Below are 21,604 nucleotides of genomic sequence, written 5' to 3' on the forward strand. Positions count from 1 at the left end.
TCAGGCTTTTCCGTTCAGACGATCCCTGAGCAGCTTGCCGGTCTTGAAGAACGGCACGTGCTTTTCCTCTACATCGACTGTATCGCCGGTTCTGGGATTGCGACCAATGCGCGCGTCCCGCTTCTTGACCGAAAAAGCGCCAAATCCGCGCAGTTCCACCCGGTCGCCGCGAGCCATCGCATCGGTGACCTCTTCAAAAACGGTGTTTACGATCCGCTCGACATCCCGCTGATAGAGATGCGGGTTCTCGTCGGCAATCATCTGGATCAGTTCCGATCGGATCATGCGCCTGGCCCTCCCAACGCCAAAGGTCGTCTCTTTTCTTTTTGGAACTATAGGCAGAAAACCGTTCTGCGGAAACAGGTTACCGGTCTCCACAAAGCCATATTTCGACATTGGAGGCAAATAACCGGCAACAAACCGGCCAACCACCAGAACGTTTGGGCCTGAATACCGATCGACAGCCCGGGTCAGATTGCTTCGCGGACCAATTGCCGCAAGTGCGAAAGCGCTTGATTCGGATCACCCGGATCAGGCAGCGGGGTGCACCACCCAACCAGAACTTTGCAGGAACTTCCATTTTGCCACGGCAAGAGGATACGGCTATGACCTGACGTTGAAACCGGCCCGGAGAAGGCCCCTACCATGGAATTCACCACCCTTCTGGAGGGTATCGTTGCGAGGATGCGGACCGCCCCTGACAAGGGCCGGGTCGCCGATTACATCCCCGAACTCGCCTCGGTCGACCTCGATCAGTTTGGCATCTCATTAGCCCTGGCCGACGGCCGCTGCTTTGCCGCGGGGAACGCAGACACGCCGTTCTCCATCCAGTCGGTTTCCAAGGTCTTTACGCTTGCCCTGGCGCTCGGCCGGTTGGGTGACCGGCTTTGGCATCGGGTTGGACGGGAACCATCGGGCCTGCCGTTCAATTCCATCCTTCAGCTTGAGCATGAGGAAGGGATCCCGCGCATTCCCTTCATCAATGCCGGTGCGCTGGTGGTCACCGACGCCATTCTCGCCGGCCACCAGCCGCGCGAAGTTCTGGGGGAGATATTGCGCTTTGTGCGTGCCGCCGCCGATGACGAGCATATCCATATCGACGAGGCGGTGGCGCGGTCCGAAACCGAACATGGCCAGCGCAACATGGCGCTGGCGTATTTCCTCGCCGCGCATGGCAATTTCGTGAACAGCCCAGAACTGACCTGCGGCACTTACTTCCATCAATGCGCGATCGAAATGACGGTGCGGCAACTGGCCATGGCGGGACGTTTCCTTGTCGGTGGCCCGGGCACACCCAATCTGATCTCACGCGACAGCGTGCGCCGCATCAATGCCTTGATGCTGACTTGCGGGCACAATGACGGGTCGGGCGATTTCGGCTATCGCGTGGGTCTTCCCGGCAAGAGCGGTGTCGGTGGCGGGATTCTGGTCATCGCACCGGGCAGGGCGTCCGTTGCGGTTTGGTCCCCGGGGCTGAACCAGCACGGAAACTCTGCCCTTGGAACCCTTGCCGCGGAGCATCTGGCGCGCGAGACGGGCTGGTCGATCTTTGGATAGGACGGCGCCGAGCGACCACAGCGAAACGAAAAGCCCCGCAGGATCGCACCTGCGGGGCTCTTTGTCATTTGGCAGTCAGGGTGGACTTACTTGTCGCCTTTCAGCGCGGCACCCAGGATATCGCCCAGCGATGCGCCCGAATCGGACGAGCCGTACTGTTCCACGGCTTCCTTCTCTTCTGCGATCTCGCGCGCCTTGATCGACAGGCCCAGACGACGGGTCTTGCTGTCCACGTTGGTCACACGGACATCGACCTTGTCACCGACCGAGAAACGCTCGGGGCGCTGATCGGCACGGTCGCGCGACAGATCCGAACGGCGGATGAAGGATTTCATGCCTTCGTATTCCACCTCGATGCCGCCATCTTCGATCGCGGTCACGTTCACGGTGATGACCGAGCCGCGCTTCACGCCGCCAACGGCTTCGGCGAACTTGTCGCCGCCCAGCGCCTTGATCGAGAGCGAGATGCGCTCCTTGTCGATGTCGACTTCGGAGACCACTGCCTTGACCATGTCGCCCTTGCGATAGTTCTGGATCGCGTCCTCGCCCCGCTCGTCCCAGCTGAGGTCCGAGAGGTGAACCATGCCGTCGATGTCGCCGGGAAGGCCGATGAACAGACCGAATTCGGTGATGTTCTTTACTTCGCCTTCGACCTCGGTGCCCTCGGGATGGGTCTCGGCAAAGACTTCCCACGGGTTGCGCATGGTCTGCTTGAGGCCCAGCGAAACGCGACGCTTGGCGCCGTCGATTTCCAGAACCATGACTTCCACTTCCTGGCTGGTCGAAACGATCTTGCCGGGGTGGACGTTCTTCTTGGTCCAGGACATTTCCGAGACGTGCACCAGACCTTCGACACCCGGCTCCAGCTCGACGAACGCGCCGTAGTCGGTGATGTTGGTCACGCGGCCCGTATGCACCGATTCCAGCGGATACTTGGCACCAACCAGATCCCACGGATCTTCTTGCAGCTGCTTCATGCCCAGGCTGATACGGTGGGTGTCCTTGTTGATCTTGATCACCTGGACCTTGACGGTCTCGCCGATGTTCAGGATCTCGTTGGGGTGGTTCACCCGGCGCCATGCCATGTCGGTCACGTGCAGCAGGCCGTCCACACCGCCCAAGTCAACAAACGCACCGTACTCGGTGATGTTCTTGACCACGCCATCGACGGTCTGACCTTCGGTCAGGTTGCCGATAACCTCGGCGCGCTGTTCGGCGCGGCTTTCTTCCAGGATGGCGCGGCGCGACACAACGATGTTGCCACGGCGACGGTCCATTTTCAGGATCTGGAAGGGCTGCTTGAGACCCATCAGCGGGCCGGCGTCGCGCACGGGGCGCACATCGACCTGCGAACCGGGCAGGAAGGCCACGGCACCGCCCAGATCGACGGTAAAGCCACCTTTGACGCGGCCAAAGATCGCGCCTTCGACGCGCTGATCGTCGGCATAGGCTTTTTCCAGACGGTCCCAAGCTTCCTCGCGGCGGGCCATCTCGCGCGAGATGACGGCTTCGCCACGGGCGTTCTCGGCGGCGCGCAGGTAAACTTCGACCTCGTCACCGACGGCAATCTCGGGAGCTTCGCCAGGGTTTGCGAATTCTTTCAGATCGACGCGGCCTTCCATCTTGTAGCCGACATCGATAATGGCCTGGCCCGCTTCGATCGCGATGACCTTGCCTTTGACAACCGAACCCTCTTCGGGGGTGTCCATCTCGAAGCTTTCGTTAAGGAGCGCTTCAAACTCTTCCATTGTGTTTGCCATGTGGCGTCGTTTTCCTAACTATCTACGTTTTTCTGGCCGAGCGGTTGTCTCCGCCGGTCTTGATTCATGCCCGCCTTGAGCGGAACGGATTGGTCAGGCGTCGCGCTTTTCTTGCCATAAAACAAAGAGGGCCGGTGTTCCCGACCCTGCTCGTCTCTTTTTTCTATGGCTCACTTCGCCTTGTCGACGTCGCGCGGTATATGCCGATGCAGCCCGAAAGGCAAGCCTGACTTGACCCGCTCAGCAATATCGCTCGGGTCCAACCCATTGTTCGTCGCTGTAACGGTCGCCATGGGCCCAGCCGACCGGCAGGACGGCCTCGATCCGGGCCATGTCTTCATCGCTGAGAACCCGTTCGGTGCCGGTCAAAAGCTCCTTGAAATGCTCAACCGACCGCGTGCCGGGGATTGGGATGACATGGTCGCCGCGGTGCAGAAGCCAGGCAATGGCCAGCCCCGCCGCCGGTATGCCCATCTCGGCAGCAAGCGCCCGGAACCTGTCGGTCAGGGCGATGTTGGCCGAGTAATTCGGTTCGTTGAACCGGGGGTTCGGGCGCAGGAAGTCCAGCGATTGCACCGCATCGAGCGACAGCGGCGTATCTGTGAGAAACGACCGCCCCACCGGCGAGAAGGCGACCATCGCCACCCCCAATTCGGCGGTGGTCTGCACCAGGCCAAGATCGGGAAAACGGGTCGACAGCGAGTATTCCGATTGCACCGCCGCCACCGGATGCACCGCAACCGCCCGGCGCAACGACGAGGGCGCAATCTCGGAAAAGCCGATAGCACGGGCCTTGCCCGCTTCGACCAGTCGCGACAGGTTTCCTGTGGCTTCCTCGATGCTCATCGACGGGTCGCGGCGATGTGCATAAAACAGGTCGACACAGTCCACGCCCAGACGTTGCAGCGACTTGTCCAGTTCGGCTTCGAGATGGGTCTGGGAGTTGTCAAACTTGCGCTTGCCCTCCGCATCCCGAGTGATCGTCGCCTTTGTGGCGATCACGAAATGATCGCGCGCGCCCGGGTTTTTCTTGAAATAACTGCCGATCACCTCCTCCGATCGGCCCATGCCATAGACATTTGCCGTATCCAGATGGGTAACACCGGCCTCTATCGCCAGATCGAGAACGGCATGACTGTCCTGTTCGGTCGTCGGCCCATAGAAGTTCGTGAACGACATGGCCCCGAAACCAAGCGCCGAGATCTCGGGCCCGTTCCGCCCCAGTTTCCGTTTCTGCATCCGGCCTCTCCCCTTCCCGTCGTGCTTGGAAAGTTATGCCGGTTTTTGAATGCGGCAACAACCGTCGCAACCACCCGATGCGTCGCAAACGGGCCAGCGCAAGCCGGACAACCGGTCAAGGATAGGGGTCTAGCCGATGGAGCAAAGACATGTCCCGTGCCCTGAATTTCCTGGTTCTGATTTCCGACGAACACCGCAAGGATGTCATGGGTTGCGCCGGTCATACGATCGTCAAGACCCCGAACCTCGATGCCCTGGCGGCGCGGGGAACGATGTTCGCGGCGGCCTATACGCCCTCTCCCATGTGCGTACCCACCCGCGCCGCACTGGCGACCGGCGACTGGGTGCACAAGACCGGTCACTGGGACAGCGCCACGCCTTACGCAGGTCAGCCCCGCAGTTGGATGCGCCAGCTGCGCGATACCGGGCGCGAGGTCGTGTCCATCGGCAAGCTGCATTTCCGCTCGGCCGAGGACGACAACGGGTTTTCCGCGGAAATCCTGCCGATGCATGTCGTTGGCGGTGTCGGCTGGGCCGTTGGCCTGCTGCGGGACAATCCGCCGCCCTATGACTCGGCGGCGGAGCTGGCCGCCGATGTCGGTATCGGGTCCAGTACATATACAGATTACGATCTGGACATTACGGCAGCAGCCGAGGTCTGGCTTGCCGATCCGGCCCGGCGCGGCCAGCCCTGGGTTGCGTTCGTTTCGCTGGTCAGTCCGCATTATCCGCTGACCTGTCCGGAGGAATGGTACAATCTGTACGATCCCGCCGCCATGGACCTGCCGGTGGGGTATGGCGCGGGCCTGCCCGACCATGCCGAGCTGCGCAACATCGGCGCATTTTACAATTACGACGACTATTTCGACGAACAGAAGATGCGCGAGGCCAAGGCCGCCTATTACGGCCTGACCTCCTTCATGGACCACTGCATTGGCCGCGTGATCGCGGCGCTAAAGGCCAGCGGGCAGCTAGAGAACACGGTCGTGGTCTATGTCTCCGACCACGGCGACATGATGGGCGATCAGGGCTTCTGGACCAAGCAGGTGATGTACGAGGCCAGCGCCGGCGTGCCGATGATCGCAGCCGGGCCGGGCATACCCGCCGGCCAAAAGGTGGCAACATGCAGCAACCTGACCGATATCGCCGCTACCGCGCGGGATGTGTGTGGTCTTGCCGATGACGCCGGAAATGCGGGCCAACCCGGCATATCGCTGCGCAAGCTGGCCAATTCGCCCTATGACCCCGACCGGACCGGGTTCAGCGAATACCACGATGGCGGGTCAAAAACCGGATCCTTCATGGTCCGGTGGCGGGACTGGAAATATGTCCATTACGTTGGCCACCCGCCGCAGCTATTCGATCTGGCCTCGGACCCGCATGAACTGGTCAATCGCGCGAGGGAGGGGGTAAACGACCCCGCGATTGCGGCCGCCCTGGCCGAAGGCGAGCGGCGCCTGCGAGCGATCTGCGATCCGGACGCGGTCAATGCCCGCGCCTTTGCCGATCAGCGGCGCCGGATCGAGGAGCTGGGGGGCGAGGAGGCCTGTCGCACCGCCTTTGTCTTTAACCACACGCCAACCCCTTCGGAACAGGCGAAGATGCGCGAAGGCAGTCCTTTGTAATCCGGCGCGGTTACCCGTCCGAGGTCAGGATCGCATAAACGCCCGCCGTGCAGAATGCGATCAGCCGGTCCAGTCCGACCGCATCGCTGCCGGGGCTGAGCGCGCCAATCCGCCAGGCCGAATGCACATGCGCCAGCATGGCCGATACCGCATAGACCTGGCCTGCGGCGACGGTGCCCGGTGCGGCACCGGGGAACAGGGCCGCAATCTCGGCAATGAAGCGCTGTGCGGTCGGGTCGAAACATTCGGCCGCCAGATCGTGCCAACGCGGGTCGGCCGAGACATGCGCCACCAACCGGCCATAAGCGACCCAATGCGGGTCCCCCCCCTGCGCCAGCTCCACGTAAGGCCGAATGAAACAGTCGAGGATGCACGCCAGATCGAGCGGACCGCGAGCGCGGGCGGCCTCCAGCGCATCTATGCGGAGGCGCGACAATTCCCCCGCACGGCGCGCGACGATCAGGTGAAACAGCTCTTCCTTGCTGCCACCGTGATGGGCCACCAGCCCGCCCTGCACCCCCGCCGCTTTGGCGATGTCGCGAATCGACGCGCCCTCGAAGCCGCGCGCGGCAAAGAGCTGCTCCGCCGCATCCAGAATACGCGCCCGTGTCTGCAAGGATCGCGCCGATGGCGCCCTTTGCCGTTGTTTTTCCAAAACAAACATCCCTTTTGCAAATTATCTTGCCTTATTTTGAACAGTCGTTCAACTTAAGAACAACGGGAGGATACAGATGACCGAAACGCGCGACAGATTTGCCCTGATCGGGGCAGGTCCGATGGGGCTGGCCATGGCAAAGGTGATGCTGGAACAGGGCATCGCCTTTGACGGGTTCGAGCTGCATTCGGATGTGGGCGGGCTTTGGGACATCGACGGGCCGCGCTCGACCATGTACGACACCGCGCATCTGATCTCCTCCAAGCGGATGACCGAATTCGCCGATTTCCCGATGGAGGATGGGGTTGCCGAATACCCCTCGCACCGGGAGCTGAAGCGGTACTTCAACTCCTTTGCCGACCATTTCGGGCTGCGCGAGCATTACCGGTTCGGGGCCGAGGTGCTGCGGTGTGAGCCGCTGGGTGGGCCGGGTGACGGATGGCGTGTCACATGGCGCGACGCAGAGGGGGAGCAGGCGAGCACCTATGCCGGGGTGATGATCGCCAATGGCACGCTGTCAGAACCCAACATGCCGGAATTCAAGGGAAAATTTGACGGCGAACTGATCCATTCCTCGACCTACCGGCATCCCTCGCAATTCGACGGCAAGCGGGTGCTGATCGTGGGCGCGGGCAATTCCGGCTGTGACATCGCGGTGGATGCGATCCATCACGGGGTGATGTGCGACCTGTCGATGCGGCGCGGATACTATTTTGTACCGAAATATGTCTTTGGCAAACCAGCCGATACGCTGGGCGGCATGATCAAGCTGCCGATGTGGCTGAAACGGCGGGTCGACGGGATGATCCTGAAATGGTTCGTGGGCGATCCGCAGAAATATGGATTTCCCAAGCCCGACTACCAGCTTTACGAAAGCCACCCGGTGGTCAACTCGCTGGTTTTGTACCACGCCGGACACGGAGATTTGCGGATTCGTACCGACATCGAGCGGCTGAATGACCGTTTTGTACACTTCACCGACGGCAGCAAGGAGGAGTACGATATGATCCTCGCCGCCACCGGATACAAGCTGCATTACCCGTTCATCGACCGCGACCTGCTGAACTGGCAGGGCGATGCGCCGCATCTTTACCTCAATGCGATGCATCCCGAGCGCGACGACCTCTTTGTTCTGGGTATGGTCGAGGCCAGCGGGCTGGGCTGGCAGGGCCGGCATGAACAGGCCGAGATGGTGGCCCGCTATATCACTGGGTTGCGCAGGGGCAGCGCAGCGGCGACAGAGCTTAAAGCGGCCAAGGCGGCAGGGTTCGAACGGGCGACCGGCGGCATGAACTACCTCAAGCTGGCGCGCATGGCCTATTACGTGGACAAGGCCACCTATCGCGGCGCGGTCACCGGCTGGATCAAACGGCTGAGGGAGGCGCGGGCATGACCGGCATCGACGATATCCTGCTGAATTTCTCGCCAGCCTCGCTGATGCTGCTGAACGCGATTCTGGCGGTGGTGATGTTCTCCATCGCCATCGACCTGACGGTCGAGGATTTCCGCCGCCTGTCGCGCGGGCCGAAACCGGTGCTGGTGGGGCTCTTCTCGCAATTCGTGGTGCTGCCGGTGCTGACGTTCGCGCTGGTCTGGGTGACCACGCCGCGCCCGTCCATCGCGCTGGGCCTCATTCTGGTGGCGGCTTGTCCGGGCGGCAATATCTCGAACTTCATCACCCATCGGGCGGGTGGCAATGCGGCGCTGTCGGTGTCGATGACTGCCTTCGCCACCGTTGGCGCCATTATCATGACCCCCGCCAATATCGCGCTGTGGGGGAGCCTGTATCCGCCCACCCGCGCCATCCTGCAAGAGACCCGTATCGACCCGGTGCAGATCGCCATCACCGTTGGGCTGATGCTGATCCTGCCGCTGATCCTGGGGGTTGTGCTGAACATGCGCCGCCCCTCGCTGACCGCGCGGCTTCGGCGGCCTCTGCAACTGATCTCGATGGGGATATTCATCGCGTTCATCATACTCGCTCTGGCTGCGAACTGGGGGTTCTTCCTGAGTTTCGCCGGAGCTGTCGCCGGGCTTGTGATCGTTCACAATGCCCTGGCCCTGGGGGGCGGCTGGGTTGTGGCCACTCTGACCCGGCTGTCCCCTTATGACCGGCGCGCGGTGACGATTGAAACCGGTATCCAGAACTCGGGCCTTGGACTGGTGTTGATCTTTGCCTTTTTTCAGGGGCTGGGCGGCATGGCAGTGGCGGCGGCCTTCTGGGGGATCTGGCACGCGATCTCGGGCCTTGGGCTGGCCATGCTCATGTCGCGAACCGAGGCCAGGCGATGAGCCGCATCCTGATCACCGGCGCGGCGGGCATGGTGGGACAGGCGCTGTTGGCCGAACTGTCGGGCCAGCAGGTCTTTGCCACCGATCTTGCGCGGCCCGATCCGCTGCCCGAGGGGGCGGTCTATTTCAAGATGGATGTGACGGGGGGTGATCCTGACCGGGTCATTGCCAAGGTGCGGCCGGATGTGGTGATCCACCTCGCCTCTATCGTGACGCCGGGTGTGGCGCGCGAGGTCGCGCATCGCGTCGATGTGGGCGGCACACGGGCGGTTCTGGATGCCTGCCTGGCGCATGGGGTGCGGCGGCTGGTGGTGACCTCGTCGGGCGCGGCTTACGGATACCATGCCGACAATCCGGTTCCGCTGCGCGAAAGCGACCCACTGCGCGGCAACCCCGAGTTCCCCTATGCCGATCACAAACGGCAGGTTGAGGAGATGTTGGCCGAGGCGCGTCGGGATGCGCCTCAGCTGGAACAGGTGGTGCTCCGCGTGGGCACGGTTCTGGGCAAGGGGACCGAGAACCAGATCACCGCCCTGTTCCGCAAGCCCCGTCTGTTGGCGGTGCTTGGGTCGGAAAGCCCGTTTGTCTTTATCTGGACCCGCGATCTGGCCCGTATTCTGGCCCGGGCGGCGGGCGATGGACCTGCGGGTATCTACAACGTTGCGGGCGACGGGGTGATGGGGGTCAGTGACCTTGCACGCGCCATGGGCAAGCCGGTGCAGCGTCTGCCTGCACTGGCGGTAAAGGCGGCACTTGCGCTGGCGCGCCCGCTGGGCCTGTCGCGCTATGGACCCGAACAGGTGCGCTTCCTGCAATACCGCCCGGTGCTGGCCAATGACGCGCTGAAACAGGTGTTCGGCTATGTGCCCGAGCTGACCAGCGCCGAGGTCTTCGACCTCTGGCGGCGCGAGGCGGGGCTGTGAAGCGCGCGGTGATCTCAGGGGGAGCTGGCGGGCTGGGTCGGGCGCTGTCGGATGCGCTGCAAGCGCGCGGCTGGCATGTAACGCTGCTCGACCGCGATATCTCGACCATCGAGCCCGGCGAGACCCAGCGGGTCATTCAATGCGACCTGACCGACCCCGGTCAACTGGCCGCGGCCTGCGCCCTTGCCGTCGGCCCGCAAGGGGTGGACCTAGCTGTCTACAATGCGGGCATCACTCAGATCGGCCTGTTTGCCGATGGCGACGAAGCCAGCCACCGCCGGGTGTTCGAGATCAACTACTTCGCTGCCGTGAACATGACCCGCGCCCTGCTCGACCCGGTGCGGCAGGCGCGCGGCACCCATCTGGCGATCTCTTCTGTGGCGGGGTTTGCGCCGCTTTATAGCCGCACATCCTATGCCGCGTCGAAACACGCTCTGGAGGGGTTTTTCAAATCGTTGCGGTCCGAGGAGCGCGCGCATGGCGTGCGGGTACAGATCGCGGCTCCCTCGTTTGTGGCCACCAATCTGGGCAATGCGGAGGCGCAGCCCGATGGCATCGCACGGCCGGGGTCTGCCACCGACGGGATGGATTACATGACGCCCGAGGCTGCGGCGGCCACCATCCTACACGGCCTCGACCGCGGGCGTGACATGATCCCGGTGGGTCGGGTGGCACAGCTGGCCTGGTGGATCAACCGGCTGTCGCCGGGTCTTTATCAGCGCCTGATGGAACGCAATATCGGGCGCGGGTGAGATTTTTTCCGGCACACCCCTTGACCTTCCCGTGACTGGAAGCCCCATCTGGAGGGTGACCAGAGGACAAGGACGAGTCGCATGTCAGCACAAACCACATCGCTGAAGATCACCGGCATGAGCTGTGCCGGCTGCGTGGGCCGGGTGGAACGCGCCTTGCAGGCGGTTCCGGGCGTGGCCGAAGCGAGCGTCAATTTCGCCAACCGGACGGCGCAAATCACGCATGAGGGGCCGGTGGCCGATCTGACCCAGGCCGCCGCCAAGGCAGGCTATCCTGCGGAACTGACCGAGGCGGTTCTGGATGTCGAGGGGCTGAACTGCGCCTCGTGCGTGGGCCGGGTCGAGCGGGCGCTGAACGCGGCAACCGGCGTGGTCGAGGCGCAGGTGAACCTGGCCAATCGCAGCGCGCGGGTGACCTATGCCATGGGCGCGACCGATCCGGTCGCGCTGGCCGCGGTATCGACAGCGGCGGGATATGCCGCGCGTCCGCATGCCGAGGCCGGGGATGATGCGCCGGCGCATGATCACGCACAGGCGGAAATCGCCGAGTTGCAGCGCAGTACGCTGTTTGCGGCCGCGCTGGCACTGCCGGTGTTCCTGCTGGAGATGGGCGGCCATGTGATCCCGGCCTTTCACCATTGGATCGCGGGAACGATCGGGATGTACACCAGCCAGCTGATCCAGTTCGCGCTGACCACCGTTCTGCTGTTCGGGCCGGGGCGCGTGTTCTATGCGCGGGGCATCCCCGCCCTGCTGCGCGGCGCACCCGACATGAACGCGCTGGTGGCTTTGGGCACGGGGGCCGCCTATGGCTTCTCGGTGGTGGCAACCTTTGCCCCCGGCCTGCTGCCTGCGGGAACCGCCAATGTCTATTTCGAGGCCGCCGCCGTCATCGTTGTGCTGATCCTGCTGGGCCGCTGGCTGGAGGCGCGGGCGCGCGGGCGCACTGGCGCCGCAATCGAGGCGCTGGTGGGGCTGCAACCCCGCCATGCGCGCGTCGAGCGTAATGGACAGGCGGTCGAGGTTGACATCGCCGACATTCAAACGGGCGACACACTGATCATCCGACCCGGTGAACGCATCCCGGCGGATGCGGTGGTGCAGGACGGACAAAGCCATGTTGACGAGAGCATGATTACCGGCGAGCCGGTGCCGGTCGCCAAGGCGGCGGGCGATACACTGGTGGGCGGCACCGTGAACACGGCAGGTGCCCTGCGGGCGCGGGCCGAAAAGGTGGGCGCCGACACGGTGCTGGCCCAGATCATCCGCATGGTGGAACAGGCACAGGGCGCCAAGCTGCCGATCCAGTCTATGGTGGACCGGATCACCCTGTGGTTTGTCCCCATCGTGATGGGGATCGCCGCGCTGACCGTGTTGGTCTGGCTGGCCTTTGGCCCCTCGCCCGCACTGGGTCATGCCCTTGTCGCCGGTGTTGCGGTGCTGATCATCGCCTGTCCCTGTGCCATGGGACTTGCCACCCCGACCTCGATCATGGTCGGCACGGGCCGGGCCGCCGAACTGGGCGTGCTGTTCCGCAAGGGCGACGCGCTGCAACGGCTGCAAGAGGCGCGCGTCATCGCCTTTGACAAGACCGGCACGCTGACGCTGGGCCGGCCTGAACTGACCCACCTGACCCCTGCCCAAGGGTTCGACCGTGATGGCGTGCTGCGTCTGGCGGCAGCGGTCGAGGCGCACTCGGAACACCCGATTGCCTCGGCCATTGCCCGCGCGGCCAAGGGCGGCGTGCCTGCGGTGGACGGGTTCCAGAGCCTGACCGGGCTGGGCGCCCGCGCCGTGGTCGAGGGCCAGGACGTGCTGGTCGGCGCCGACCGGCTGTTCGCCCGCGAAGGTATCGACCTGGGCCCGCTGGCCGAGATCGGGGCGGGTTGGGCCGCCGAGGGCAAGACACCGCTTTATGCCTCGGTCGGAGGGCGTGCGGCGGCGGTGCTGGCGGTCTCGGACCCGGTGAAACCCGGCACGGCCGAGGCGATCGAGCGGTTTCACCAGATGGGGCTGACGGTTGCCATGATCACCGGCGACAACACTCGCACGGCACAGGCGCTGGCGGCGAAACTGGGGATCGACGCGGTCACCGCCGAGGTGATGCCCGAAGGCAAGGTCGCGGCGCTGGATGCGCTGCGGGGGGATCATGGCGCGCTGGCCTTTGTCGGCGACGGCATCAATGACGCCCCCGCCTTGGCCCATGCCGATACCGGCATTGCGGTTGGCACCGGCACCGATGTAGCCATCGAGGCCGCCGATGTGGTGCTGATGTCGGGCGATTTGCGCGGGGTGGCCAACGCGCTGGAGGTCAGCCGCGCCACCATGGGCAACATCCGCCAGAACCTGGGCTGGGCCTTTGGCTATAACGTGCTGCTGATCCCGGTGGCAGCAGGCGTGCTCTATCCGTTTGGCGGGCCGATGCTGTCACCAGTGCTGGCGGCGGGTGCGATGGCCTTGTCGAGCGTCTTTGTCGTCACCAACGCCTTGCGTCTGCGGCGGGTGCGGGCCGCGTTGCCTGCCACGCGGCAGGCCGCGACCCAGACCCCAGCAGCGACCCCTGCCCCGGCGGAATGAGGAGACTGGCATGAACATCGGAGATGTTGCGACCCGCAGCGGCCTGCCGGCCAAGACCATCCGCTATTACGAGGATATCGGCCTGATCGCGCCGCAGCGCGACCTGAACGGATACCGCAGGTTCCGTGAACGGGACCTGCACAAGCTGAATTTCCTGGGTCGGGCCCGGGCGCTGGGGTTCACCATCGAAGACTGCCGCACCCTGCTTGCACTGTACGAGGATCAGAGCCGCGCCAGCGCCGATGTCAAACAGGTGGCACGCGATCACCTGGTCCGGATCGAGACCAAACTCGCCGATCTGATCGCCATGCGCGAGACGCTGACGGAACTGGTCGATGCCTGCGCGGGCGATCAGCGACCCGATTGCCCGATCCTGCGCGATCTGGGCGGGGAAAGCTGACGCGCGGGGTTGCCCTTTGACCTGCGTTTTGCTTTGTCTCTCGGGGATATCCCGGACGGGGGGAGCCGCCGGGCAACAGAGAGGATCCGGACATGGCAAAAGTTGCATTCCTTGGCCTGGGAGTTATGGGCTATCCGATGGCGGGGCACCTGAAGGCCGCCGGTCATGAGGTGACCGTCTATAACCGCACCGCGGCGAAGTCGGAGAAATGGGTGACCCAGCATGGCGGTGCGATGGCCGCGACGCCGCGCGAGGCCGCCGAGGGCGCCGAATTCGTGATGGCCTGTGTCGGCAACGATGACGATCTGCGCGGCGTCTGCAACGGGCCGGATGGCGCGCTGGCGGGCATGGCCGCGGGCAGCGTGTTTGTCGACCATACGACGGTGTCGGCCAAGGTCACCCGCGAACTTTATGCCGCCGCCAAGGCGGGCGGCGCGAGCTTTGTCGACGCGCCTGTCTCAGGCGGTCAGGCCGGGGCCGAGAACGGGGTTCTGTCGGTGATGTGCGGCGGCGACCAGGCCGAGTATGATCGCGCCGAACCGGTGATCGCCGCTTATGCCCGCATCTGCCGCCGCATCGGCGAGAGCGGTGCCGGACAAGTCACCAAGATGTGCAACCAGATCGCCATCGCGGGTCTGGTGCAGGGCCTCGCGGAATCGCTGCATTTCGCTGAGAAGGCCGGTTTGGACGGGCGCGCGGTGGTCGAGGTGATCAGCCAGGGCGCCGCTGGCAGCTGGCAGATGGCCAACCGGTACGAGACCATGCTGGACGACCACTGGACCCATGGCTTTGCGGTCGACTGGATGCGCAAGGATCTGGGCATCTGCCTGGACACCGCCGACGAGACCGGCGCCAGCCTGCCGGTTACGGCGCTGGTCGACCAGTTCTACAAGGATGTGCAAAAGATGGGCGGCGGGCGCTGGGACACCTCGAGCCTGCTGGCGCGGTTGCGCAAGCTGGGCTGAGGCAAAGGGGGCGCTGCCCCCGTCCCCTGCGGGGACTCCCCCGGAGTATTTTTGGCGAAATGAAGAACCGGGGGGCAATGGCCGCCTCGGCACGAAGGTGATGGGAGACCGGCGGTGCTGACGGAGTTCTGGGCAGAGGCCCTGCGGACGCATTGGGGGATCGAGGCGGCGCTGGAGCGGCTCGATGGCGAATATGACCTGAACTTTCTGGCCCGGGGCCGGAACGGGCGGGACTATGTGCTGAAGGTGATGCGGCCCGGATGCGAGGCCGGGTTGGTCGAGATGCAGGTGGCGGCGCTGGAGCATATCGCCGAGGCCGCGCCCGGCCTGCCCTTTCCCAAGGTCTTTGCCGCGCTGGACGGTGGCATGCTGCCCGAGATCGCGGATGAGACGGGCGCGCCGCGCCGGGTCTGGCTTTTGGAACGGCTGCCGGGGCGCTGTTACGCGCGGGCCTTGCCGCATTCCGAGGATCTGATCCTAAAGCTGGGTCGGGTGCTGGGTGCCACCGACCGGGCGCTGGAGGGGTTCGAACATGACGGGCTGGCGCGGGATTTCAAATGGAACCTGATGCAGGCGGGCTGGATCGGCGCCGAGTTGCAGGCGATTGCTGATCCGACGCGGCGGGCGCTGTTGGAGAAGATTGCAGCAGATTCTTCCGGGCTGCGCGACCAACTGGCCGCCCTGCCGGTGCAGGCGATCCACAATGATGTCAACGATTACAACATCCTGGTTGAGGGTGGGCTGAACGAGACCCGCAAGGTCTCGGGCCTGATCGACCTGGGCGACATGTGCGCCGCGCCGCGCGTCTGCGATCTGGCGATTGCCGGGGCCTATGTGGTGCTGGACCACCCAAAGCCCGAGCGCGCCTTGGCGGCGCTGGTGCGCGGTTATCACGCGGCCAACCGGCTGAGCGCGGAGGAGGTCGATCTGATCTGGCCCCTGCTCCGGATGCGGCTGGCCGTGTCGGTGGTGAACTCGACCCTGATGGCGGCGGAAAACCCGGACGACCCCTATGTGACGATCAGCCAGGCCCCGGCCTGGCGGTTACTGGAAAACGCCTCGGTCAATGGCGGGCTGATGGCGGCGCGGCTGCGGGTGGCCTGCGGCTTGCCGGTGACCGATGGGGCCGAGCGGGTGCAGGCCTATCTGGACGCGCACCGGGGCAGTTTCGCGCAGATGTTCGGCACCGATCTGGGCGCGACGCCGATGGGCTCTCTCTCGGTCGAGAATTCAACCTGGCCGCAGAACCCGTTCCACATGCCGCTGGAAGAGGCCGCGCGCGTGGGCGAGGAATTCGGCACCGGCCTGTGGCTGGGTTATTACAACGAGCCGCGCCTGATCTATGCCGAGCCGGGTTTCTGCAAGGGGCCGTGGAAGGCCAGCGACCGGCGCACCGTGCATCTGGCGGTGGATGTGTTTGCGCCTGCCGGAACCGTGCTCTACGCGCCGCTCAGCGGACGGGTCGAGGTGGTCGAGAACCGGACCGGGCATCTGGATTATGGTGGCGTCGTGATCCTGCATCACGAGACACCGCGGGGCGATGCGTTCTATACGCTTTACGGACATCTGGACCCCGAGGTCTGCGATCGGCTGAAACCGGGCGATCCGGTGGCGCAGGGCGCCGGTTTTGCACGGCTGGGCGATGCCAGTCAGAACGGCGGCTGGGCGCCGCATGTGCATTTCCAGCTGGCGCTGACGACGCAAGGCATGGAGGCCGACTGGCCCGGTGTCGGCGACCCGGACGAGATGGACCTGTGGCACGCAGTCTGCCCCAACCCGGCGGCGCTGCTGAACCTGCCCGATGACAAGGTGTTCTATCGCCCCACCGCCAAGGCCGCCGTGCTGGCCGGACGGCGGGCGCATTTCGGCGGCAACCTGAGCCTTACCTATGACGATCCGGTGATGCTGCTGCGCGGCTGGAAACATCACCTGTTCGACGAATGGGGTCGCCCCTATCTGGACGCCTATAACAACGTCCCGCATGTGGGGCACGCGCATCCGCGTATTCAGGCGGTGGCGGCGGATCAGCTGAAGCGGATGAATTCGAACACCCGATACCTGCATCCGGCGCAACTGGCCTTCGCCGAAAAGGTGCTGTCGAAACTGCCCGCGCGGTTCGAGGTCTGTTTCTTCGTTAACTCGGGGACCGAAGCCAACGAGCTGGCGCTGCGGCTGGCGCGGGCGCATACGGGCAACATGGGCATGGTGACGCCCGATCACGGGTATCACGGCAATACCACCGGCGCGATTGCCATCTCGGCCTACAAGTTCAACAAGCCGGGCGGCGTGGGTCAGGCCGATTGGGTCGAACTGGTCGAGGTGGCCGACGACTATCGCGGCCGTTTCAAACGCGACGATGCGGAGCGCGCCCGGAAATTCGCCGATCTTGTCGATCCCGCCATCGCGCGGTTGCATGATAAGGGCCACGGCGTGGCCGGTTTCATCGCCGAGACCTTTCCCAGTGTCGGCGGCCAGATCATTCCACCCAAGGGCTATCTGGCTGCGGTCTATGACAAGATCCGCGCGGCGGGCGGGGTGTGTATCGCAGACGAGGTGCAGACCGGGCTGGGGCGGCTGGGTGAATACTACTTCGGTTTCGAACACCAGGGCGCCGAGCCCGATATCGTGGTGATGGGCAAGCCCATCGGCAACGGGCATCCGTTGGGGGTGTTGGTGACGACGAAGGCGATCGCCGAAAGTTTCGACAACGGTATCGAGTTCTTCTCGACCTTTGGCGGCTCGACCCTGTCCTGCCGGATCGGCAAGGAGGTGCTGGATATCGTCGATGACGAGGGCTTGCAGGAGAACGCCCGCCTGATGGGCGAGCGGCTGATGACCGGTTTGCGCGCGCTGGAGGGTGAATTCGGCTGTGTCGGCGATGTGCGCGGCATGGGGCTGTTCCTGGGGGTCGAGCTGATCAACCCGGACGGATCCGAGGGGACCGATATCTGCCGATACGTCAAGAACCGGATGCGCGACCACCGCATCCTGATCGGCAGCGAAGGGCCCAAGGACAATATCCTGAAGATTCGCCCGCCCCTGACCATCGAGGCCGAGGATGTGGACATGATCCTGTGGGCGCTGCGCACGGTGCTGGCCGAGGTCGGCGACTGGGCGCCTGCCCCGGTCTGCGATCACGATCATCATCACGCGGGCTGCGGATGCTGCTAGCAGGCTAGTGCAAACGCCCTGCCCGGCTCTCTAACGTGCGACTCTGCGCCGTCGTGACCATCGGGCGACGGTGCAGCGCCAGTCCCAGCTGTTCACTCAGCGCCACCAGCGCAGGCGCCAGATCGTGCCGGACGATGAGGGCCGCCAGCATCAGCGCATCCTCGCGCGCGCCGGTGGCGGCGGCGGCCACCATATGGGCAAAGCAGGCCTCGTCCGCGCCCAGACAGGCGCAACCAAGGCCATGCCGCATCAAAGGGCGCCGTCCGTAGGACGCGCAAAGCCCGCAGATCTGCTTCAACAGCTCGGTCGAGCGTCCTTCGGGCAGGGCCACGTGCCCTTCGGCCGCATCGCTCCACAAGCGCAGGCAATGCACCGCCGAGGCCTCGAGCGCGGGCAGGTCGGCCAGGTGCCCGACGGCGGCGGCCCCCCGGTGAATCTCGGAACTCATTTGGTCAGGATCAGCTTGCCCGCGCGGGTGATGCGCAGGGTGTAGAGCTGATCGCCCAGCCGGATATGGGCAAGGTTGCCGCCCTTTGTCAGGTCTTCGGCCGAGTATGACGGCAGGACCGGCGTGGCGTATCCGGCAAGGGTCGGTGGGGTCTGAAAGGTCATCTGGCGGTCTCCCGAACTGCGGAACGAGCTTTTGGCTGCCGGGAGATCCGGTGGCTTGCCTCTTATATCTGACTTTTTAACTCAGGTATGTCAATTGCCTTCTGCCGGGGCTGGAAATCTATCGCCGGACCATAAAATTCATGTTAATGAATGCGAGAATATCTGAAGGAGCCTGCCATGATACTGACCCGCCGCACCCTGATGTCCCGCCTTGGCGCTGGCCTGGCGCTGAGCGCCGCGGCCCCGCTGCGGGTCTGGTCCGCTGTCGAAACGCAAATGGGGACGGCGCGCATCACCAGCCTGTCGGACGGTTATCTGACCCTGCCCGCGTCTTTCATGTTCGGGCCGGTGCCGCAGGTCGACCTGCCCCCCCTGCTGGAGCGTTTTGATTTGCAGGGCGACATCCTGAAACCGGACTGCAATGTGACGCTGTTGCAGGTCGAGGGCCGCAATGTGCTGTTCGACGCAGGATCCGGCAGCGCGTTTCAGGACAGCGTGGGACAGCTGGTCGATGCGCTGGATGCGGTCGGACTGGCCCCCGACGACATCACTGACGTGATCTTTACCCATGCCCACCCGGACCATTTGTGGGGGGTGTTGGACGATTTCGACGATCCGCTCTTTGCCAATGCCCGCCACATGATCGGGCGGGCGGAACGGGATTATTGGCTGGACCCGGCGACGATCGATGCGATCGGGGCCGATCGCGCCGCGTTTGCGGTGGGCGCAGCGCGGCGGCTGGAAGCACTGGAAGACCTCGAGACCTTTGAGGATGGCGACGAGATCCTGCCCGGGGTCGCTGCGGTGGCCACCCATGGCCATACACCGGGGCATATGTCGTTCGAGATCCGCTCCGGCTCCGAGGCGCTGATGGTGGTGGGGGATGCCATCGGCAACCACCACCTGGCCTTTGCCCGGCCCGACTGGCCATCGGGCGCCGACCAGGATCTCACGGCGGGCGCCGCGACGCGCGTCGCCTTGATGGACCGGCTGGCAAGCGAGCAGATGACGATGATCGGCTATCACCTGCCCGATGGCGGCATGGGCCGGGTCGAGCGCGGCGAAGACGGCTATCGCTTTGTCCCGCTGGGGGGCTAACCCAGCACCGAAAAGCTGCTTTCGTCGTTGATGGGCCGCTTGCGCGAGTAGAAGCCCACGTCGATGCTGCGCCCGATATAGGGCAGGTCGAATTGCAGCGGCGCGGTGTCGTGATCGCCACCCTCCTCGCAATAACGCACCAGCGCGGCCATCATCTTGCCCGCGATGGGCGCGTTCTTGTACTGGTTGCCGCTGGTGCCGCAGGCCATGTAGAACCCGGGCAGAGACGACTTGTCATAGATCGGGATCCAGTCGGTCGAGGCATCGTAGAGATCGACCACACCGCGGGTTTTCGAGGGGATGCCGAGGCTGGGCACCCTTTGGGCAAAGCGCATCACCTGGGTGGTCCATTGGTCAGTGAAATCACGGTTGTACTGCATATCGTCCTCGCACCACTGATGCGGGTCGCATTCCGGGTCCTCGGACCCAATCAGGATGTGATTGCCGTGTTCGGGACGGCAATAGCAGGCGATATCGCTGTCCGAGACGATGGTGCCCTGTGTCTCAAAATCGAACCCTTCAGGCGCGGGCACATGCACCACCTCTTGCCGCAGGGGGCGGGTCTGGATGGTCATGTCCCCGGTCACACCCGCCATTCGGTTGATGACCGACGAGCCCGGCCCGGCGACGTTGATCACAACCGGCGCATGGATCTCTTTGCCCGAGGCCAGCCGGACACCGGATACCCGGCCGCCCGCTTGCAGGATCGCGGCCACCTCGGCCCCTGTGCGGACCCTTGCGCCATGCCGTTCCGCCGCCGCCATCAGGTTCTGCGCGCTGAGCGCGGGGTCGGTGACATAGCCGCCATTCGGCCAAAAGACCGCGCCGCCCATGCGACCGCCGTTGGGTTTGCCAAACTCCGGGTCGTCGAGGCGCCGCGCGGGCGCGAAACTGTCGAGCGCGTAGATCGGCAGGCGGGTGAGCACCTGATCGGCGGTCCATTCCTCGAACGGGATACCCAGATCGGCCGAATTACGGATGTGCTTTTCCAGGTTGCCGTTGGCCTCTGTCTTCATCACCAGACAGCCAGTCTGACGGAACTGCGCCAGCGGCACATCCGACGGCAGGCCCAGATAGACCGCCCAGTCGCGCCAGTAATGGTAGCCCTCCCAGGCAAAGGCGGTACCGTCGAAAGTGGAGTAATGCATCCGGATGATGGCACAGGACCCGGCGGTCGAGCCATGCCCCACCTGTGCGTTGCGGTCCAGGGACAGGGTTTTCCACCCGGCCTTGGCCATCTCGAATGCAATGGCCGCGCCGATCACGCCGGTGCCGATGATGATCGCGTCGGGATTGCTCATCTCTGTCTTCCTTCCCAGAAACCGCGCGCAAAGGACTGGAACGCTTCAACCTCCTCTTCGCGCGGATGCACGCCGGTGAACACGAACAGATAGTGCCGCACAAAAGACAGCCGCTGGTTGATCGGCTCGTAGAGCTGCGCCAGATCATATCCGATCTGCATGTAATAGAGCACGCGGGCGCGGGTTTCGGCCTCGACCCGCGCATATCCGTAGCGCAGGAACATGTCGGTCAACGCGTTCAGCCGTTGGGTATCCGACTGGTCCAGCATCCGCCGCACCGTGCCCGAGCGGCGCGCCCAATCGCGCACCGCAAAATCCAGCGCGGTGTCGAACAGGGCCGGGTCGACCACGCAGTGAAACAGGTTGCAGACCGCGCCGGTGATGGATTCTGCCGGAAGCTCGGTCTGGGCGATCAGGCCAGCGGTATTGGTGGCCTGCCATTTCGACAGCAGGGCATCCAGCAGGTCCTGTCGCGACTTGAAATACCAGTAGAACGAGGAGCGCGAGACCGCCATCTGCTCGGCCAGGTTCAGGACCTTGACCTGCTCGACCCCGTCCGACACCAGCACATCCATCGCCACGTTCAGCCAGTCGTCACGCGTCACCTTAATGTTGCCCACCAGTGGCTCGGCGCTGGGATCGTCGCGATGCAGGATCGGTTTGCTGCCCATGGCGGG

The 21,604-nt window shown here is 64.4% G+C and carries 19 protein-coding genes; 11 read left to right on the forward strand and 8 right to left on the reverse strand.

The window, feature by feature from the left end:
• Positions 1-285 (reverse strand): integration host factor subunit beta, encoded by a 285-nt coding sequence (gene ihfB / locus OEZ49_RS08110; protein WP_263387837.1) that lies wholly within the window; start codon positions 283-285, stop codon positions 1-3.
• 360 nt (positions 286-645) lie between these two features.
• On the opposite strand from ihfB, the gene OEZ49_RS08115 reads away from it, so the two are divergent.
• Positions 646-1,557, forward strand: coding sequence for a glutaminase (locus OEZ49_RS08115; RefSeq protein ID WP_263387838.1), 912 nt, complete (start codon positions 646-648; stop codon positions 1,555-1,557).
• A gap of 86 nt (positions 1,558-1,643) precedes the next feature.
• Here the strand turns inward: OEZ49_RS08115 and rpsA are convergent, their stop codons facing one another.
• Together rpsA and OEZ49_RS08125 are read right to left on the reverse strand one after the other, a co-directional pair.
• Positions 1,644-3,317, reverse strand: coding sequence for a 30S ribosomal protein S1 (gene rpsA / locus OEZ49_RS08120; protein WP_263387839.1), 1,674 nt, complete (start codon positions 3,315-3,317; stop codon positions 1,644-1,646).
• Between the two features lie 240 nt (positions 3,318-3,557).
• Entirely contained in the window at positions 3,558-4,556 is a 999-nt protein-coding gene (locus OEZ49_RS08125) for an aldo/keto reductase (RefSeq protein ID WP_263387840.1), read from the reverse strand.
• Between the two features lie 149 nt (positions 4,557-4,705).
• Between OEZ49_RS08125 and OEZ49_RS08130 the strand changes: the two genes are divergently transcribed.
• Positions 4,706-6,181 carry a sulfatase-like hydrolase/transferase gene (locus OEZ49_RS08130; RefSeq protein ID WP_263387841.1) on the forward strand — a complete coding sequence of 492 codons (1,476 nt, stop codon included), beginning with the start codon at positions 4,706-4,708 and terminating at the stop codon, positions 6,179-6,181.
• A gap of 10 nt (positions 6,182-6,191) precedes the next feature.
• Here OEZ49_RS08130 and OEZ49_RS08135 read toward each other — a convergent pair whose 3' ends face one another.
• Entirely contained in the window at positions 6,192-6,797 is a 606-nt protein-coding gene (locus tag OEZ49_RS08135) for a TetR/AcrR family transcriptional regulator (protein ID WP_317853162.1), read from the reverse strand.
• Positions 6,798-6,912: 115 nt separating this feature from the next.
• Here OEZ49_RS08135 and OEZ49_RS08140 point away from each other — a divergent pair, with 115 nt between their 5' ends.
• The 8 genes from OEZ49_RS08140 (at position 6,913) to OEZ49_RS08175 (ending at position 17,916) form a co-directional block, all read left to right on the forward strand.
• Positions 6,913-8,229, forward strand: coding sequence for a flavin-containing monooxygenase (locus OEZ49_RS08140; protein ID WP_263387843.1), 1,317 nt, complete (start codon positions 6,913-6,915; stop codon positions 8,227-8,229).
• A complete protein-coding gene (locus tag OEZ49_RS08145; protein ID WP_263387844.1) occupies positions 8,226-9,128 on the forward strand; it encodes a bile acid:sodium symporter family protein in 903 nt (300 codons plus the stop codon). Before OEZ49_RS08140 ends, OEZ49_RS08145 begins: the two co-directional genes overlap by 4 nt.
• Positions 9,125-10,051, forward strand: coding sequence for an SDR family oxidoreductase (locus OEZ49_RS08150; RefSeq protein WP_263387845.1), 927 nt, complete (start codon positions 9,125-9,127; stop codon positions 10,049-10,051). The genes OEZ49_RS08145 and OEZ49_RS08150 overlap by 4 nt, the downstream gene beginning before the upstream one ends.
• On the forward strand, positions 10,048-10,803 hold the full coding sequence (locus OEZ49_RS08155) for an SDR family NAD(P)-dependent oxidoreductase (protein ID WP_263387846.1): 756 nt from the start codon (positions 10,048-10,050) through the stop codon (positions 10,801-10,803). Before OEZ49_RS08150 ends, OEZ49_RS08155 begins: the two co-directional genes overlap by 4 nt.
• Before the next feature lie 81 nt (positions 10,804-10,884).
• Complete coding sequence (locus tag OEZ49_RS08160) at positions 10,885-13,380, forward strand: heavy metal translocating P-type ATPase (RefSeq protein ID WP_263387847.1); 2,496 nt, start codon at positions 10,885-10,887, stop codon at positions 13,378-13,380.
• Positions 13,381-13,390: 10 nt separating this feature from the next.
• On the forward strand, positions 13,391-13,780 hold the full coding sequence (gene cueR / locus OEZ49_RS08165) for a Cu(I)-responsive transcriptional regulator (protein ID WP_164129012.1): 390 nt from the start codon (positions 13,391-13,393) through the stop codon (positions 13,778-13,780).
• Positions 13,781-13,872: 92 nt separating this feature from the next.
• Complete coding sequence (locus OEZ49_RS08170) at positions 13,873-14,745, forward strand: NAD(P)-dependent oxidoreductase (RefSeq protein WP_263387848.1); 873 nt, start codon at positions 13,873-13,875, stop codon at positions 14,743-14,745.
• Between the two features lie 114 nt (positions 14,746-14,859).
• On the forward strand, positions 14,860-17,916 hold the full coding sequence (locus OEZ49_RS08175) for an aminotransferase class III-fold pyridoxal phosphate-dependent enzyme (protein WP_263387849.1): 3,057 nt from the start codon (positions 14,860-14,862) through the stop codon (positions 17,914-17,916).
• A 4-nt stretch (positions 17,917-17,920) separates the two neighbouring features.
• On the opposite strand, the gene OEZ49_RS08180 is transcribed toward OEZ49_RS08175, so the two are convergent.
• Both OEZ49_RS08180 and hemP read right to left on the reverse strand, forming a co-directional pair.
• On the reverse strand, positions 17,921-18,364 hold the full coding sequence (locus tag OEZ49_RS08180; protein WP_263387850.1) for a hypothetical protein: 444 nt from the start codon (positions 18,362-18,364) through the stop codon (positions 17,921-17,923).
• Positions 18,361-18,528 carry a hemin uptake protein HemP gene (hemP, locus tag OEZ49_RS08185; RefSeq protein ID WP_263387851.1) on the reverse strand — a complete coding sequence of 56 codons (168 nt, stop codon included), beginning with the start codon at positions 18,526-18,528 and terminating at the stop codon, positions 18,361-18,363. The genes OEZ49_RS08180 and hemP overlap by 4 nt, the downstream gene beginning before the upstream one ends.
• 177 nt (positions 18,529-18,705) lie before the next feature.
• On the opposite strand from hemP, the gene OEZ49_RS08190 reads away from it, so the two are divergent.
• Complete coding sequence (locus tag OEZ49_RS08190; RefSeq protein WP_263387852.1) at positions 18,706-19,626, forward strand: MBL fold metallo-hydrolase; 921 nt, start codon at positions 18,706-18,708, stop codon at positions 19,624-19,626.
• Here OEZ49_RS08190 and OEZ49_RS08195 read toward each other — a convergent pair.
• Positions 19,623-20,927 (reverse strand): NAD(P)/FAD-dependent oxidoreductase, encoded by a 1,305-nt coding sequence (locus OEZ49_RS08195; protein WP_263387853.1) that lies wholly within the window; start codon positions 20,925-20,927, stop codon positions 19,623-19,625. The genes OEZ49_RS08190 and OEZ49_RS08195 overlap by 4 nt on opposite strands.
• A complete protein-coding gene (locus OEZ49_RS08200; RefSeq protein WP_263387854.1) occupies positions 20,924-21,598 on the reverse strand; it encodes a TetR/AcrR family transcriptional regulator in 675 nt (224 codons plus the stop codon). The genes OEZ49_RS08195 and OEZ49_RS08200 overlap by 4 nt, the downstream gene beginning before the upstream one ends.
• Positions 21,599-21,604: the final 6 nt, after the last annotated feature.

It is taken from the genome of Ruegeria marisflavi, from assembly GCF_025673445.1.
Classification (GTDB): domain Bacteria; phylum Pseudomonadota; class Alphaproteobacteria; order Rhodobacterales; family Rhodobacteraceae; genus Ruegeria_B; species Ruegeria_B marisflavi.

Coding starts and splice junctions, on each gene's coding strand:
- OEZ49_RS08145 (WP_263387844.1), top strand. CDS start 8,226: ATGACCGGCATCGACGATATCCTGCTGAATTTCTCGCCAGCCTCGCTG.
- hemP (WP_263387851.1), bottom strand. CDS start 18,528: ATGACCTTTCAGACCCCACCGACCCTTGCCGGATACGCCACGCCGGTC.
- rpsA (WP_263387839.1), bottom strand. CDS start 3,317: ATGGCAAACACAATGGAAGAGTTTGAAGCGCTCCTTAACGAAAGCTTC.
- OEZ49_RS08115 (WP_263387838.1), top strand. CDS start 646: ATGGAATTCACCACCCTTCTGGAGGGTATCGTTGCGAGGATGCGGACC.
- OEZ49_RS08140 (WP_263387843.1), top strand. CDS start 6,913: ATGACCGAAACGCGCGACAGATTTGCCCTGATCGGGGCAGGTCCGATG.
- ihfB (WP_263387837.1), bottom strand. CDS start 285: ATGATCCGATCGGAACTGATCCAGATGATTGCCGACGAGAACCCGCAT.
- OEZ49_RS08180 (WP_263387850.1), bottom strand. CDS start 18,364: ATGAGTTCCGAGATTCACCGGGGGGCCGCCGCCGTCGGGCACCTGGCC.
- OEZ49_RS08150 (WP_263387845.1), top strand. CDS start 9,125: ATGAGCCGCATCCTGATCACCGGCGCGGCGGGCATGGTGGGACAGGCG.
- OEZ49_RS08170 (WP_263387848.1), top strand. CDS start 13,873: ATGGCAAAAGTTGCATTCCTTGGCCTGGGAGTTATGGGCTATCCGATG.
- OEZ49_RS08190 (WP_263387852.1), top strand. CDS start 18,706: ATGATACTGACCCGCCGCACCCTGATGTCCCGCCTTGGCGCTGGCCTG.
- OEZ49_RS08125 (WP_263387840.1), bottom strand. CDS start 4,556: ATGCAGAAACGGAAACTGGGGCGGAACGGGCCCGAGATCTCGGCGCTT.
- OEZ49_RS08130 (WP_263387841.1), top strand. CDS start 4,706: ATGTCCCGTGCCCTGAATTTCCTGGTTCTGATTTCCGACGAACACCGC.
- OEZ49_RS08200 (WP_263387854.1), bottom strand. CDS start 21,598: ATGGGCAGCAAACCGATCCTGCATCGCGACGATCCCAGCGCCGAGCCA.
- OEZ49_RS08160 (WP_263387847.1), top strand. CDS start 10,885: ATGTCAGCACAAACCACATCGCTGAAGATCACCGGCATGAGCTGTGCC.
- cueR (WP_164129012.1), top strand. CDS start 13,391: ATGAACATCGGAGATGTTGCGACCCGCAGCGGCCTGCCGGCCAAGACC.
- OEZ49_RS08195 (WP_263387853.1), bottom strand. CDS start 20,927: ATGAGCAATCCCGACGCGATCATCATCGGCACCGGCGTGATCGGCGCG.